This window comes from Pseudomonas sp. Hz4, assembly GCF_054898165.1.
The window spans coordinates 1,448,623-1,464,337 of the sequence record NZ_CM142719.1; the positions used below are offsets into that span (position 1 = coordinate 1,448,623).

The window sequence follows — 15,715 nt, forward strand, 5'->3', positions numbered from 1 at the left end:
TCGTTGCGCATCGTTCACGTGGCTGCGGATGAAGAGGGCTGCACCGATCCCAGATACCGGACGAACGCTTCCGGCTCCACGGCCTTGCTGAAGTAGTAACCCTGGCCTTCCTCGCATTGATGGGCCTTGAGGAAATCAAGTTGTTCGAGGGTTTCCACCCCTTCGGCAATGATGGTCAGCTTGAGGCTTCGGCCCAGGCTGATGATGGCGCTGACGAGGGCAGCGTCGTTGCTGTCGCTGCTTAAGCCGCGAATGAATGACTGGTCGATTTTCAGCACGTCGATGGGAAAACGCTGCAAGTAACTCAGGCTGGAATAACCGGTACCGAAGTCATCGATGGCCAGGCGCACGCCCATGGCCTTGAGCCGGGTCAGCGCGGTCACTGTGGTATCGACGTTCTGCATCAACACGCCTTCGGTGATTTCCAGCTCCAGCAAGGCTGGGGCCAGACCTGTTTTTTTGAGTGTCATTTCGATGCCGTCGACAAAGTCCCGCTGACGGAAATCAATCGCCGACATATTCACCGACATACAGATTTTCGGCAGCCCTGCGTCTTGCCAGGCGCAGGCTTGTCGACACGCCTCGGCGAGCACCCATTTGCTCAGCGGCACGATCAAACCGCTGTCTTCGGCCACACCGATGAAATCCGATGGGTAGACCAGACCGTGCCCCGGTTTTTGCCAGCGGATCAGCGCCTCGGCACCGACCACCTGGCCGCTGCCCAGGTCCAGTTTGGGTTGGTAATGCAGGACAAATTCGTTGCGCTCCAGCGCCAGGCGAATGCCGGACTCGATGCTTTGCTGATCCCGGGCGCGCTGGTTCATGGCGTCGATAAAAAAACTGTAATCGTTCGGGCCGCTTTCCTTGACGTTGCGCATCGCCGTTTCGGCTTTCTTGATCAGCGAGATGGCATCGAAGCCATCGTCGGGATAAATGCTGATACCCAGGCTGGCGGTCACGCACAGGTCGTGGCCGGCAATGTGCTGAGGCGCGCGGATGGCATTCAAGAGTTTTTCGGCGATGCCCTTGGTCTGCTGAGGGTGGCGGACATCGGCGAGGATCACCACGAACTCATCAGAGCCGTAGCGAAATACCGAATCGGACTCGCGAATAGTCGCCACCAGATTGCGCCCGACCTGTTTGAGCATCTCGTCACCGGCCGGATGGCCCAGGGCGTTGTTGATGCGCTTGAAGCGATCGAGTCCCAGAAACATCACGGCCAGTTGCTTGTCGTGACGCCGGGACAGGGCCAGGGACTGGTTCAGCCGGTCACCGAGCAACGTGCTGTTGGGCAGTTCGGTCAGCACGTCGTACTGCAACAGGTGCGAGACCTTGAGCAATTCGTGGACCCGCGCCTCGATGGTTTTCTCCAGGCTCAGGACCTTCATTGCCGCGTCCTGCGCCATCTGCCATTTCCAGGTCAGGGCACTGGCCATCTGGCGGATTTCCAGGCTGTCGAAGGGTTTTTTCAGCACCAGCAACTGATCACCGAACTCCAGCCGTTCGGCCATGTCTTCCCAGGTGTAATCGGAATAGGCCGTGCACAATGCGATTTGCAGGTGAGGGTCGGCCTTCCACAGTTGTTCGATGGTTTCCAGGCCGTCCCAGCCCGGTGGCATACGCATGTCGGTAAACGCCATGGCATAGGGACGACCTTCGGCCAGTGCAAGTTTGACCCGTTCGAGGGCTTCCTGGCCCTGATACGCCGAGTCGAGCTGGAACGTCAGCCGATCAATCTGCAGCGTACCGAACAGGGCTTCTTCAGCGCTGGCGAGGGTCCGTTCACCTGCGGGCTCTTCATCTTCGATCTCAGGGCCGAGAATCTTGCGAAAATCCTCATGAATCGAGGGCGTGTCGTCGATGATCAGGATGCGCCGGTTGGTCCGCACGAAAGGCGTTTTCATCCTTTGTCCTCCGCTGAGCGTGGCGGGTTGTCCAGAATCTGCCCGATGTCGTGGTTCGGGGGCACGATGCTGCCGGCCTTCAGCAACTCGGCGGCCTGCTGGCTGCTGACCGCTTTGCTGAAGAAGTAACCCTGAGCGTTAATCGGTGAACCGGTGGCCATCAGCGAGCTGCGCTGCTCCTGGGTTTCAACGCCCTCGGCAATGATGCCGATCCCGACTTCACGGGCAAAGTTGATGATGGCGCGCAGGGTGTTCGCGCTGGCCGGATCGCGGGCGGCGGTGTCGATGAAGGCCTGAGCGAGTTTCAGGTGATTGACCTGGTAGGTCTTGAGGTAGTCGAACGAGGAATACTCGGTGCCGAAGTCGTCGATGGCAATCTTCACCCCCAGCTCACGCAGGCGCGGCAGCACATCGTTGTGGGTCCATTTGGTCTGGGCCAGCGTCGCTTCGGTGACGTCAAAGCGCAGGTCCCAGGGGCAGAGTTCCCAGCGCGCGGTGGTGCGCAGCACGTCATAGATCAGCTCGGGACCACTTTTGAGTTGGGCCAGGGACAGCTTGATCGCGATCACCGGCGGTGCCATGCCTTCATCGCGCCATTGGCGCATTTGCTGGCAGGCGTGATCCAGCACCCAGTGACCGAGCGCGACGATGGTGCCGGTCTTCTCCGCGGCGGGCAGGAACGCCGGGCCTTCCAGTAAACCGCGCTCGGGGTGGTTCCAGCTGACCTGAGCTTCCATGCCGAGGATTTTGCCGCTGCTCAAGTCCACTTCCGGCCAGTAATGCAGTTCGAGTTCATCGTGTTCGATAGCCGCTCTCAAGTCGCTGGCGATGGTCATGCGTTCGACCACCTCCTGATTGATCTCCTCGGAGTGGAAGTGGTACTGGTTGCGGCCCTTTTCCTTGGAGCGATACAACGCCATGTCGGCCTGGGTCAGCAGGCAGTCGGCGCTGGTGCTGGCCGGGCCGTAACTGCTGATGCCGATACTGACCGAGACCCGTACGTCATTGCCGGCCAGGGAGTAGGGCAATACCAGCGTATCGCGGACCTTGGCGGCCAGGGCCGCGGATTCGGTCGGGTCGCCGACGTCCTGCTGCAAGATCGCGAACTCGTCACCGCCGAGACGGGCGACCACATCGTTTTCGCGCACACAGGCCTTGATCCGGCGGGCAACCTCTTGCAGCAACAAGTCGCCCACCGGGTGGCCGAGGGTATCGTTGATGCGCTTGAAGTGATCCAGGTCCAGGTAAAACATGGCGAACGGTGCCGCCCCCCGACGAGCAGCGGCGAATGCCTGGTGCAACCGTTCGATCAGCGTCGCACGGTTGGCCAGCCCGGTCAGCCCGTCGGTGCGGGCCAGCAGGGCGATTTTTTCCTCGGCCAGTTTGCGCTCAGTGATGTCGATGATGATGCCTTCGACTTCCAGCAAACGGCCTTCATCGTCGCGCACCGGGATGTAGCGGTTTTCGACCCAGCGCCAGTCACCGTTGCCGGTGCGCATCCGAAACTCGATGGACGCGCCCGCCGCATGACGGTCCAGCACCCGGGCCATGGCGGTGTCGACCTTCCTTTGATCATCGGGATGGATCAGTTCCTGGGCCCAGTTGGCCGAGGCCACCAGGTTCGCGGCGACGTGACCGTACTTGGTGATGTTGTGCGAGATGTACATCAGCGGAAACGATGGCTCGCCCCGCAGCCGATACAGAATGGTCGGGCTGTTCTGCACAATGATGTTGGCATCGGACAGCTCCCGTGTGCGCTCCTCGACCGCCTGTTCCAGCAGCGACATTTTCAGCGCCGCGTCTTCGGTCATTTGCCACTTGGCAGTCAGTGCACTGGCCATCTGGCGGATTTCGATGGCGTCGAAGGGTTTTTTCAGAATCAGCAGGCGATCGCCCAGTTCCAGGCGTTCGTCGATGTCTTCCCAGGAATAGTCGGAGTAGGCGGTGCAAAGCGCCACTTGCAGCTTGGGATCGACCTGCCACAGCCGTTCGATGGTTTCCAGCCCGTCCCAGCCCGGCGGCATGCGCATGTCGATGAAGGCCATTGCGTAGGGCATGTCGTTGGCCAACGCCGTCTCGACCTTGTCCAGGGCTTCGAAGCCCTGAAACGCCGAGTCGAGTACGAAGCTTTGCAGCGATAGCGCCGCAGGGGTGCCGAACAGGGCATTTTCGGCGCTGATCAGGCTGTCGTCTTCAATCGATGGTGGACTGAGGATCTTGGTGAAGTCCGCATGAATCGAGGCGGTGTCGTCGACGATAAGAATCCGTCGGTTGGTCCGTGCCAGCAGCGTATTTAGCGACATACGCCGGTACCGGCAGCAGTGTGGTGCGGTTTATTCATAGGGGGCATCCTTTCCCTGATCACCTGGCCGAACGTACAGATTATGGATCCGAGTCACCTGAGCATAGTCGTCTGTCCAGCACTTCGCGCAACTCAATGAGCTGAATCATTTCCGTTGGAGGGCTGAAAATCATCTAGCCTGTAGGTCAGGCTTCGGCAAATAGAGGATGTTTGCCTCGGGGCCTGCTACAACGATGTGCCCGTTTTACTTGAGGTAACGCCATGGAAGAGCAACTCCCCACGACTTTGTACGATAAACCCAAGGTGCTGCTGGTTGATGACGAGGAATCTATCCTCAATAGCCTGCGTCGCCTGTTACGCGGCCAGCCCTACGAGGTGCTGCTGGCCACCAGCGGTGCCCAGGCGCTGGAGATCATGGAACAACAATCCATCGACCTGGTGATGACCGACGCACGCATGCCCAACATGGACGGCGCCACGCTGCTGGCTCATATCCATCGGCTGTACCCGACGACGACCCGGATTCTGCTCACCGGCTACGCGGACATGCCCACGATCATCAAAGCCATTAACGAAGGGAAGATTCACCGCTACATCAGCAAACCCTGGAATGACGAGGAAATGCTCCTGACCTTGCGCCAGTCCCTGGCGCATCAACATTCCGAGCGCGAACGCCAGCGCCTGGAGCAGTTGACCCGGCGGCAGAACGCCCAGTTGAAGTCGCTCAACATCACCCTGGAAAAACACGTCGCCGCCCGTACCGCCGAACTCCAGCAGACTGCCGACATGCTCGACCTGGCCTACGAAGAGCTCAAGCGCAGCTATGTCACCGGCACCGAGGTGTTCTCGCTGCTGGCCAACTTGCGCCTGCCCCCCGCCAAACAGACCAACCGCCAGATCATCGAACTGGTGCGTGTGTATTGCAGACTCCACGAACTGGACGAGGGCACGAGCCGCGACCTGGCCATGGCCGCGGCGCTCTACAACATCGGCAAGCTGAGCTGGACCGACAGCATGATCACCGCGCCCGCGGACCTGCTGCACCACAATGATCGGGAGCGTTATCGCGGTTATCCCAAGCAGAGCGAATCGCTGTTGATGACCCTCGACCCGATGAAGGACGCCGCTCGTCTGATTCTTCATCATCAGGAGCGCTGGGATGGCAGCGGTTTCCCCGACCGGCTCAAGGGCGAGGCGATTCCGTTCGGTTCGCGCCTTCTGAAACTGGCGGTGGATTTCATCGAGTTGCAGCGCGGACTGATCCTCGAGCGGCTGATGAACAGCGATGAAGCGCTGGTCTACATCCGCAGCTATGCCGGGCGGCTCTACGATCCCGAACTGGTGGAGGATTTCATCCAGGTCTGTGCCGCGTACCTGAGCGATGTCTCGTTGGCCGATCCGATGGTCAAGGTGCTGACCACACGGGAAGTGGCGCCGGGCATGATCCTGGCGCGCAACCTCAATGCCGACAACGGCATGCTGCTGCTCAATGCCGGCAAGGTGTTGAATGGGCCGCTGGTGGAGAAGTTGATCGCCTTCGAAGCCATGGAAGGTGCGAAATACAGCATTTTTGTGAAGGTGCCGGAAGACGAGGGCGCGATTCTCGAGGCGGGATAGTTTTTCCGGACTCTACGCCGCCGCTCCCACAGGAGATCGGCGGATGCTCAACAGATTTTTTCGGCGTGACGACGCACCAACACTCATGTGATCCTTGCGCTTTTTCCTCAAGGCCAAACCCGATCCATGACGCTTTCATCCGCTGCCTCGCCCCGCCTCATCCGCATCGCCGCCGCCCTGTTGATCGGCCCGGACGGTCGCACGCTGTTGGTCCGCAAGCGCGGCACCGAGGCGTTCATGCAGCCGGGGGGCAAGATCGACGCCCATGAGCAACCGGTTCACGCCCTGGCCCGTGAACTGGAAGAAGAATTGGGATTGATCATCGATCCGGCACACGCCACCTATCTTGGGCAATTCTCGGCACCGGCCGCCAACGAGCCGGGTTTTGTCGTCCAGGCCGAACTCTTTCAGCTGACCATCGATTCAGACGTATCGCCTGCGGCGGAGATCGAAGAGGTGCGCTGGATCGACCCGGCCACCGACGGCAATGTCACGCTGGCGCCATTGACACGGGACCTGATCCTGCCGTTTTATCGAGCTTCGTTGACGACCGCCTGAACATTTGCGCAACGCTAATTTTATAAGTGCCAGGACTGCCTATGATTCCGCTTAAAGCCTGTCAGCGCTGGGAGTTGGATGCTTGAACAACGACGGACGGCTTGAACATGTGGATTGAGCGGCTTGATGCCAGTCACGCCCTGGATTATCGGGCGCTGATGCTCGAAGCCTACGACCTGCACCCCCAGGCGTTTACCTCCAGCGTGCGCGAACGCGCGGTGATGCCGCTGAGTTGGTGGGAATCACGCCTGGCCAGCAAGCTGGACGTGGTGTTCGGCGCATTCGAAGACGGTGAGTTGGCAGGCATCGTCGGCCTGGCCTTTGAACCTCGGGAAAAGGCCCGGCACAAGGCGACATTGTTTGGCATGTATGTGTCCGGCAAGGTCCGGCAACGCGGGTTCGGTTTTCACCTGGTGCAGGCCGCCCTGACTGAAGCGCAGTCCCGCCAGAGCCTGCGGTTGATCCAGCTGACCGTCACCGCCGGCAATGAAGCCGCGTTCAACCTGTACCAGCGTTGCGGCTTCATCCAGTTTGGCCTCGAACCTTTGGCGGTGCGGGTGGACGAGGATTACTTCGACAAGATCCATATGTGGCGGGAGATCACTCGACCCTGATCGTTCCCACGCGGAGCGTGAGAACGATCGGTGTTAGCGAACCGCGCTGACACCATCCAATGTCGAGAACGACGTGTCCTTGGCCGTCAGCAAAAAATCGCGCATATACGGCGCATCCAGCATGTCGGCCCGAATCCCGGCGTACAGCGTCGCAAACAAACCCTTCTCGCCCAACCGCTTGGCCTTCACGTAACCCCGTGAGCTGTATTCATGCAGCGCCCAATGGGGCATGCCGCACACACCGCGGCCGCTGGCCACCAATTGCATCATCATCACCGTCAGTTCCGACGTGCGGACCTGAGCCGGTTCGACATCGGCCGGTTCGAGGAAGCGGGTGAAGATGTCCAGCCGATCACGTTCCACTGGGTAGGTGATCAGCGTTTCGGTGAGCAAATCTTCCGGGACGATGTAGGCCTTGCTCGCCAAACGGTGCTGGTTGGCCACCGCAAGCATCGCTTCGTAGGTGAACAACGGCACATAGGTGATCCCGGCCAGTTCCAGTGGATCGGAGGTCACCACCAAATCCAGGTCGCCACGGGCCAGCGCAGGCAGCGGGGCGAAGGAGAACCCCGAGGCCAGGTCCAGTTCGACTTCCGGCCAGGCATCGCGGAACTGGTCGATGGTCGGCATTAGCCACTGAAAGCAGCTGTGACACTCGATCGCCATGTGCAAACGCCCGGCAGTGCCACCGGCCAGCCGCGCGATATCGCGCTCGGCACCCCGCAACAACGGCAGAGTGGCGTCGGCCAGTTGCAGCAGACGCAAACCGGCGCTGGTGAAGCGCACTGGTTTGGTCTTGCGCACGAACAGGGGCATCCCCAGCCGTTCCTCAAGTTCCTTGAACTGATGGGACAGGGCGGACTGAGTCAGGTGCAGGCGGTCGGCCGCATCCACCAGGCTATCGGCTTCGCGCAAGGCGTGCAGGGTCTTCAGGTGACGGATTTCAAGCACTGGTGGCTCCATGAGGAAAACTCGTGATCAACACGAAAAAGTTGAGTTTGTCTCATGTTGGGTTGGCTGTCGACAATAGGGCCATCTTTTACAGGGAGAAATTCATCATGGCTCTGGCCCACACACTTGGTTTCCCGCGCATCGGCGCTGACCGCGAACTGAAAAAAGCCCTCGAATCCTACTGGAAGGGCGATCTGGATCAGGACGCGCTGAAAAGCGTCGGCCGCCAACTGCGCGCCACCCACTGGAAATTGCAGAAAGACGCCGGCATCGACCTGCTGCCCGTGGGCGACTTCGCCTGGTACGACCAGGTCCTGACCCATTCCTTGACCTTCGGTGTGATTCCCGAGCGTTTCGACAGCGCCAAAGATGAACGCGGTCTGCCGACCCTCGACACCCTGTTCGCCATGGCCCGTGGCGCCACGGCTACCTGCTGCGGCGGCGAACACAGCAAAGCGCAATACGCCCAGGAACTGACCAAGTGGTTCGACACCAACTACCACTACCTGGTCCCGGAGTTCACCGCTGACCAGCCGTTCAAACTGAGCTGGGAACAACTGTTCGACGAAGTCGACGAAGCCAAGGCCCTGGGGCACAACGTCAAACCTGTGATCATCGGCCCGCTGACTTACTTGTGGCTGGGCAAGGCCAAAGGCAACGACTTCGACAAGCTCGATCTACTCGAACGCCTGCTGCCGATCTATGGCGAAATCCTCGGTCGCCTCGCCGCCCAAGGTGTGGAGTGGGTGCAGATCGACGAGCCGATCCTGACCCTTGACCTGCCACAGGCCTGGAAAAACGCTTTCGAACGCGCCTATCACATCCTTCAATACTCGCCGCTGAAAAAACTGGTGGCGACCTACTTCAGTGGTCTGGAAGACAACCTCGGCCTGGCGGTCAGCCTGCCGGTGCAAGGCTTGCACATCGATGCGGTGCGGGCGCCGGATCAGCTCGGCCAGGTGCTGGATCGTCTGCCGATTTACAAGATTCTCTCGGTGGGTCTGGTCAACGGCCGCAACGTCTGGCGCTGCGAGCTGGAGCAAGTCCTCGCTCAACTGCAACCAGCCCAGGAACGTTTTGGTGACAACCTGTGGGTCAGCAGTTCCTGCTCGCTGCTGCACAGCCCGGTGGATCTGGAGCGCGAAGACAAACTCGACCCGGAGCTGAAAAGCTGGCTGGCGTTTGCCGTGCAGAAATGCGGTGAAATCGCCGTGCTGCGCGATGCCCTGAACGACCCGCAATCACCCAAAGTGCAAGCCGCCCTCGCCGAAAGCCGTGGGATCCAGGCCAGCCGCGCCCAGTCGCCGCGTATTCACAAAGCTGAGGTGCAGGCGCGCATCAACGCCATCGGCGCGGCGGACAGCCAACGCCATTCGCCGTTTGCCGAACGCATCGAGCAACAACGTGCGCGGTTGAAACTGCCGGCATTCCCGACCACGACCATCGGCTCGTTCCCGCAGACCGGTTCAATTCGTCTGGCGCGGCAAGCGTTCAAGCAAGGCAAACTGTCGGCCAACGACTACACCGACGCCATGCACAGCGAAATCCGCCATGCCGTGCAAGTCCAGGAACGCCTGGGTCTGGACGTGTTGGTGCACGGTGAAGCCGAGCGCAACGACATGGTCGAGTACTTCGCCGAGCAACTGGACGGCTACGTGTTTACCCGTTTCGGCTGGGTTCAGAGCTACGGTTCGCGTTGCGTCAAACCGGCGATCATCTATGGCGACCTGAGCCGCCCGAAGCCGATGACGGTCGACTGGATCACCTACGCGCAGAGCCTGACCGACAAGGTCATGAAGGGCATGCTCACCGGTCCCGTGACCATGCTGATGTGGTCGTTCCCGCGCGAAGACGTCTCGCGCAAAATCCAGGCGCAGCAATTGGCATTGGCCCTGCGTGAAGAAGTGGTCGACCTGGAAGCTGCCGGTATCAAAATCGTGCAGATCGACGAAGCTGCATTCCGCGAAGGCTTGCCGCTGCGCCGGGCGCAATGGCAGGAATACCTCGACTGGGCGGTGGAAGCCTTCCGCTTGAGCGCCTCCGGTGTGCGGGACGAAACCCAGATCCACACCCACATGTGCTACAGCGAGTTCAACGATGTGATCCAGTCCATCGCGGCCATGGACGCCGACGTGATCACCCTCGAGACCTCGCGTTCAAACATGGAGTTGCTGGAGGCTTTCGAAGCGTTCGACTACCCGAACGACATCGGCCCGGGCGTCTACGATATCCACTCGCCACGGGTGCCGGACACGGCCGAGATGGTCAAATTGATGAGCAAAGCGGTGAAGCGGATTCCGGCCGAGCGGTTGTGGGTCAATCCGGATTGCGGGTTGAAGACTCGGGCGTGGCCTGAGACCGAAGCGGCGTTGGTGAACATGGTGGCGGCGGCGCGGCAGTTGCGGGGTCAGTTGGCTTAGCAAATGTAGCGTCTGTTTGATCGTTCCCACGCGCGTGGATGCCTCAATGGACGCGCAGCAATCGCTTCGGCAGGGACGCGGAGCGTGGGGACGATCTTCTGTCCGAATACGACCGTTCAGCACTCTTCATCAAACTGTCACGTAACTGTGGCAGCGCGCTTGAACAAACTTCATCAGACTCGCGCTCTACTGGGGTTCTGTGTTTCGGTGTTTTTCATGCGTGCATTCATTTTTCTGGCCTTGCTGTTATTTGGCCTGCCGTCTTTCGCGGCGTCTCGTTGCGATGTCAATGTTCCAACCGAACATGCCGATCTGGCGCAGGTGAGCCTGGCGTACCAGAGCATTGGCCGTGCGTCCGACCCAGCGTTGTTGCTGGTGATGGGCCTGGGCGGGCAGTTGATTCACTGGCCGGATGAGGTGGTGATCGCGCTGTGTCAGCAGGGGTTTCGGGTGATTCGCTATGACAATCGCGATGTCGGGCTCTCGACCTGGCGGCAAGCGCCGGTCGACGCCAACCTGACGTTCGAAGTGCTGCGCTACAAACTCGGTTTGCCGGTGTCGGCGCCGTACACCCTGACCGATATGGCCGATGATGCCTTTGGCTTGATGGATGCGTTGCACGTCGAGCAATTTCACGTATTGGGCGCGAGCATGGGCGGGATGATCGCCCAGCATATGGCGGCGATGGCGCCGCAGCGTGTGGAAAGTCTCACGTTGATCATGACCAGCTCCGGGGCTGAAGGCTTGCCGGCGCCAAGTGCGGCGTTGGTGCAGTTGTTGTCGCGACGCGGCGCGCCGAATCGCGAAGTGGCGCTGGAACAACAAGCCGATTTGCTGGCGGCGCTGGGCAGCCCGACGGTGAGCGATGATCGGCAGGGGCTGCTGCATCAGGCGGCGCTCTCTTATGACCGTGCGTTCAACCCCGAAGGCGTGAAGCGCCAGATCATGGCGATTCTCGCCGAGCGCAGTCGTGTCGCGCTGCTCAATCAACTGCGGGTACCGACGCTGGTGGTCCACGGCACCGCCGATCCGCTGTTGCCGGTGATGCACGGCGTACATTTGGCGGCCCATATCCGCGGCAGTCAGTTGAAGCTGATTCCGGGGCTGGCGCATCGTTTTCAGGAGGCGTTCAAGGCGCCGCTGCTGGCGGCGGTGTTGCCGTACTTGCAGGCCCACCGCGAAGACACCTCGCATTGGGCGCAGATTGATCCGGTGACGGCACCGAATCTTCTCTAACCCACCGGGAGTGGAACGGCTGCCACCTCGGGCCTCGTCGGGTGTATCGTTCAAACTTTCCGGCGCAATCCAAGCCTGCGAGGTGTGTGATGAGTACCCCCCTGAAAATCGATTTCGTCAGCGACGTGTCCTGCCCCTGGTGCGTTGTCGGCCTCTACGGCCTGACCCGAGCGCTGGATTTGCTGGGCGACGAGGTGCAGGCCGAGATCCGTTTCCAGCCGTTCGAACTGAACCCGAAGATGGGGCCGGATGGACAGAACATCACCGAACACATCACCGAGAAGTACGGCTCGACACCTGAGCAATCGCAGAAGAATCGCGAGATGATCCGCGCGCGTGGCGCCGAGGTCGGATTTGCCTTTCGCACGGACGGCAACAGCCGCATCTACAACACTTTCGATGCTCATCGCTTGCTGTTCTGGGCGGGGCTGGAAGGGCTGCAGTTCAATCTGAAAGAGGCGCTGTTCAAGGCGTACTTCACTGAGGGCGGCAATCCGTCCGATCACGCGCAACTGGCGCAGATCGCTGAAAGCGTGGGGTTGGATTGCTCACGTGCCAAAGCGATTCTGGCGTCGGACGAGTTCGCCAAAGAGGTTCGCGAGGAAGAGCAGTTGTGGCTGTCGCGAGGCGTCAGTTCGGTACCGACAGTGGTGTTCAACGGACAATACGCCGTCACTGGCGGGCAGCCGGTGGACACCTTTGTCGGGGCGATTCGGCAAATCATGAGCGAAACAAAGGGCGGCACCGTGAGCTGACCTGGCCTGAGATCGTTCCCACGCTCCCGCGTGGGAATCAGGTCCATCAGTGGCTCAGCCCGTACTTCTTCACTTTGTCGAACAGCGTGGTCTTGGCCATGCCCAGTTCCAGACTCGCCTGGGTCAGGTTGCCGCCGCTGCGTTGCAAGGCGTCGCTGAGCAGGTTGCGTTCGAAAGCTTCTACCGCTTCGGCGAAGGCCAGGCCCTGATTACTACCGCTGGCGCCGGACTTCTTGAAGGCCGGCAGGCCGAGGGCAAAACGCTCGGCGACATTGCGCAGTTCGCGCACGTTACCCGGCCAGTCGTGGCTCATGAGGTTTGACAGGGTCTGGTTGTCCAGGTCCGGCACCGCGCGGTCGAAGCGCAGGGACGACTGCTGCAGAAAGTGTTCGAATAATTGCAGAATGTCTTCGCGTCGTTCGCGCAGTGGTGGCAGTTCGAGGGTCACCACGTTCAAGCGGTAATACAGGTCGCTGCGAAACTCACCAGCCTTGCTCGATTCATCCAGATCGGACTTGGTCGCCGCGATCACCCGGCAATCCACCGCCACGCTCTGGTTCGAGCCAAGGCGTTCGAGGGTGCGCTCCTGCAACACCCGCAGCAGTTTGATCTGCAAGGAAAGCGGCATACTTTCCACTTCATCGAGGAACAGCGTACCGCCGTCGGCGTGCTCGATCTTGCCGATCCGCCGTTTGCCAGCGCCGGTAAAGGCGTTGGCTTCATGACCGAAGATTTCGCTTTCGAACAGGTTTTCCGGCAGGCCACCGCAGTTCAGCGCGACGAACTGCTGGGTGTGCCGTCGACTGAAGTCATGCAGGCAACGCGCGACCAACTCCTTACCGGTGCCGGTCTCGCCTTCGATCAGCACGTTGGCCGAGGTGTCTGCGACGTTGGCGATCAGTTCCCGCAGGTTCTGCATGGCCGGTGAGCGTCCGATGATCCGGCCTTCGAGGGAATCCCGTTCCGCCAATTGCCGACGCAACGACGAGACTTCGCGCGCGAGGCTGCGTTGCTCCAGCGCACGGCGCGCCACGTCGACCAGGCGTTCGGGGGAGAAGGGTTTCTCCATAAAGTCGTAGGCGCCTTTCTGCATCGCGCCCACGGCCATGGAGATGTCGCCGTGGCCGGTGATCAGTACCACCGGCAGGCTGCGGTCGCGGGCCTTGAGTCGGGTCAGCAATTCCAGGCCGTCGATGCCCGGCAAGCGGATGTCGCTGATGACGATGCCTGCAAAGTTATCGCCGACCCGCTCCAGCGCTTCTTCGGCGCTGCCGACGCCCACGCAGGGAATGTCTTCAAGGGTCAGCGCCTGTTGGCAGCCGAGCAGCACATGGGGGTCGTCTTCGACGATCAGCACACTAAGGTCGTTGTTCATATTGGCTCGGCGTGAGTGGGGCTTACCAACGGTAAACTGAGAACGAAGGTGGTACCACCGCTGGCCGGGTGTTCGACACCCAGATGCCCGCCGGTGGCAGCGGCCAGGCTGGCGGAAAGGGTCAGGCCGAGGCCCAGGCCCTGTTCGCCGGGTTTGGTGGTGAAGAACGGTTCGAACAGATGTTTGCGTGCTTCGGCGTCGATGCCGTGGCCGTTGTCGCGTACACGGAGGCGATATTTGCCGTCGAAGATTTCGCCTTCCAGCCACAACTCCGGCAGCGGCTGTGCCTGCATGGCGTCGAGGGCGTTGCCAATCAGGTTGACCAGAATCTGCTCGAGGCGGGTTTGGTCGATCTGCACCTGAAGATCGGCGAAGTCTCGGTGCAGTTGCAGATGAGCGCTTTCCACGCGACCGCCCAGCAGCTGCAAGGCGGCATCCACTGCTTTGCCAAGACTGGCCTGACCTTTGTCGTCACCGCGACGGGCGAAGGAACGCAGGCTGGCGGTGATCCGGCCCATGCGGTCGATCAGTTCGTTGATGGTCTTGAGGTTGGTGCTGGCAACGTCCAACTGGCCACGCTCAAGGAAACGCACGGTGTTGCCGGACAATGTGCGCAGCGCTGCCAGTGGCTGGTTCAATTCGTGGGCGATGCTGGTGGACATCTGGCCGATGGCCGCGAGTTTTCCGGCCTGCACCAGTTCATCCTGGGCGCGGCGTAGCGTCTCTTCGGCCAGACGCCGTTCGCGGATCTGACCCTTGAGCCGTTCGTTGCTGGCGCGCAGATCGGTGGTGCGTTCGGTAATCCGACGCTCCAGTTGATTGTTGGCTTCCTGCAAGGCTTCCCGGGCGGCGAGGCGCGTGGCGATCACCTTGCGCCGCTCGTTCCAGGCGATCAGCAGGAACGCCACCAGGGCAAACGCCACCGCCACCAGAATCCCTTGATTGATCGCTTCACGCCGCAAATCCTGCAGCGGTGTGAGCAAAGTGAAATTCCACGGGGTATCGCTCAATGGGCGGGTTTGCGAGAGGTAGCTGATGTTCTCTTCGTCGGACACGAGTTCGCTGTTGGCCGGGAACGTCAGTTTTTCCTCGCCTTCTGCCAGTTGTTCCCGGGCGAGCGGTTGCAGTTCGTTCAGCGGGAACCAGTAATACTGAAGACTGCGGGCCAGTTTTTCCTTGGTCTCGTCGCTCAGCGGCACCACTGATTTGAGCCGTCGTGCCGGATCGCTGGAGAGAATAATGATGCCGTTCTCATCGCTGACGAAGGCCTCCAGGCGGGCGCGCTGCCAGCGTTCTTCCATGGCTTCGAGGCGGACTTTGACCACCGCGACGCCGATGATCTTGCCGTGTTCTTCCAGGCCATGAGCCAGGTAGTAACCGGGCTCACCGCTGGTACTGCCGATGCCGTAGAAGCGCCCCGGCTGACCGCGCACGGCGTTTTGGAAGTAGGCGCGAAAGGACAGGTCTTCGCCCAGGTAACTGTCGACATCGCGCCAGTTACTGGTGGCCATGACGCGACCGGTGGTGTCCATCACATAGATAGCCCGACTGCGGCTGCGTCGGTTCAGGCCTTCGAGGTATTCATTGACCGTCTGCCGGTGTTCCTGTGACGGGTCGGCCAACAGCTTCGAAACACTGGATTCAAGTTCCAGCAGGCTGGGCAGGTAGGTGTACTTGCTGATCTCGCTCTCGACGGCGCGGGCGTGCAGTTCGAGCTGACGCTGGCCGTTCTCGCTGAGGCTGCGGATCCCGTAGTGTTCACTGACCCAGAAGCCGATGTAACCCAACCCGATCATCAGGGCGATGACCAGCGGCGGGAGGAGCAGGTGGCGAATCAGACGGGGTTTCACGGCGAGTGATGGCGGCGCGGCGCGATAGAGAGTGGGGTCGCATTTCATCACAGATGCCTTGGGGTCAACCACAACACAAATCTCCAGATCACCGCCGGCCCTTGTGGGAGCTGGCTTGCCTGCGATGGCGGCC

11 protein-coding genes are annotated in these 15,715 nt (G+C 60.7%); 6 read left to right on the forward strand and 5 right to left on the reverse strand.

Annotated elements, in window-relative coordinates; all coding sequences use genetic code 11:
• Positions 1 to 14 precede the first annotated feature (14 nt).
• Positions 15 to 1,904 (reverse strand): putative bifunctional diguanylate cyclase/phosphodiesterase, encoded by a 1,890-nt coding sequence (locus ACYZTR_RS06460; protein WP_461977379.1) that lies wholly within the window; start codon positions 1,902 to 1,904, stop codon positions 15 to 17.
• The gene (locus ACYZTR_RS06465; protein WP_461977381.1) at positions 1,901 to 4,207 is read right to left on the reverse strand and encodes an EAL domain-containing protein; all 2,307 of its coding nucleotides are present in this window, start codon (positions 4,205 to 4,207) and stop codon (positions 1,901 to 1,903) included. The genes ACYZTR_RS06460 and ACYZTR_RS06465 overlap by 4 nt, the downstream gene beginning before the upstream one ends.
• A gap of 260 nt (positions 4,208 to 4,467) precedes the next feature.
• Here ACYZTR_RS06465 and ACYZTR_RS06470 point away from each other — a divergent pair, with 260 nt between their 5' ends.
• The 3 genes from ACYZTR_RS06470 to ACYZTR_RS06480 all read left to right on the forward strand — a co-directional run bounded on the left by ACYZTR_RS06470 (position 4,468) and on the right by ACYZTR_RS06480 (position 6,995).
• Complete coding sequence (locus ACYZTR_RS06470; protein ID WP_461977383.1) at positions 4,468 to 5,823, forward strand: HD domain-containing phosphohydrolase; 1,356 nt, start codon at positions 4,468 to 4,470, stop codon at positions 5,821 to 5,823.
• Between the two features lie 126 nt (positions 5,824 to 5,949).
• Positions 5,950 to 6,381 carry an NUDIX hydrolase gene (locus tag ACYZTR_RS06475; protein ID WP_461977385.1) on the forward strand — a complete coding sequence of 144 codons (432 nt, stop codon included), beginning with the start codon at positions 5,950 to 5,952 and terminating at the stop codon, positions 6,379 to 6,381.
• 107 nt (positions 6,382 to 6,488) lie between these two features.
• Positions 6,489 to 6,995, forward strand: coding sequence for a GNAT family N-acetyltransferase (locus tag ACYZTR_RS06480; RefSeq protein WP_461979600.1), 507 nt, complete (start codon positions 6,489 to 6,491; stop codon positions 6,993 to 6,995).
• Between the two features lie 33 nt (positions 6,996 to 7,028).
• Here ACYZTR_RS06480 and metR read toward each other — a convergent pair whose 3' ends face one another.
• Complete coding sequence (gene metR, locus ACYZTR_RS06485) at positions 7,029 to 7,946, reverse strand: transcriptional regulator MetR (RefSeq protein ID WP_290023492.1); 918 nt, start codon at positions 7,944 to 7,946, stop codon at positions 7,029 to 7,031.
• 107 nt (positions 7,947 to 8,053) lie between these two features.
• On the opposite strand from metR, the gene metE reads away from it, so the two are divergent.
• The 3 genes from metE (at position 8,054) to ACYZTR_RS06500 (ending at position 12,357) form a co-directional block, all read left to right on the forward strand.
• The gene (metE, locus tag ACYZTR_RS06490; RefSeq protein WP_461977387.1) at positions 8,054 to 10,366 is read left to right on the forward strand and encodes a 5-methyltetrahydropteroyltriglutamate--homocysteine S-methyltransferase; all 2,313 of its coding nucleotides are present in this window, start codon (positions 8,054 to 8,056) and stop codon (positions 10,364 to 10,366) included.
• A gap of 216 nt (positions 10,367 to 10,582) precedes the next feature.
• Entirely contained in the window at positions 10,583 to 11,602 is a 1,020-nt protein-coding gene (locus ACYZTR_RS06495) for an alpha/beta fold hydrolase (RefSeq protein WP_461977389.1), read from the forward strand.
• 89 nt (positions 11,603 to 11,691) lie between these two features.
• A complete protein-coding gene (locus tag ACYZTR_RS06500) occupies positions 11,692 to 12,357 on the forward strand; it encodes a DsbA family oxidoreductase (protein WP_461977391.1) in 666 nt (221 codons plus the stop codon).
• A gap of 46 nt (positions 12,358 to 12,403) precedes the next feature.
• Here the strand turns inward: ACYZTR_RS06500 and aauR are convergent, their stop codons facing one another.
• Together aauR and aauS are read right to left on the reverse strand one after the other, a co-directional pair.
• A complete protein-coding gene (gene aauR / locus ACYZTR_RS06505) occupies positions 12,404 to 13,732 on the reverse strand; it encodes a two-component response regulator AauR (RefSeq protein ID WP_461977393.1) in 1,329 nt (442 codons plus the stop codon).
• Positions 13,729 to 15,630, reverse strand: coding sequence for a two-component sensor histidine kinase AauS (gene aauS, locus ACYZTR_RS06510; RefSeq protein WP_461977395.1), 1,902 nt, complete (start codon positions 15,628 to 15,630; stop codon positions 13,729 to 13,731). The genes aauR and aauS overlap by 4 nt, the downstream gene beginning before the upstream one ends.
• Positions 15,631 to 15,715 lie beyond the last annotated feature (85 nt).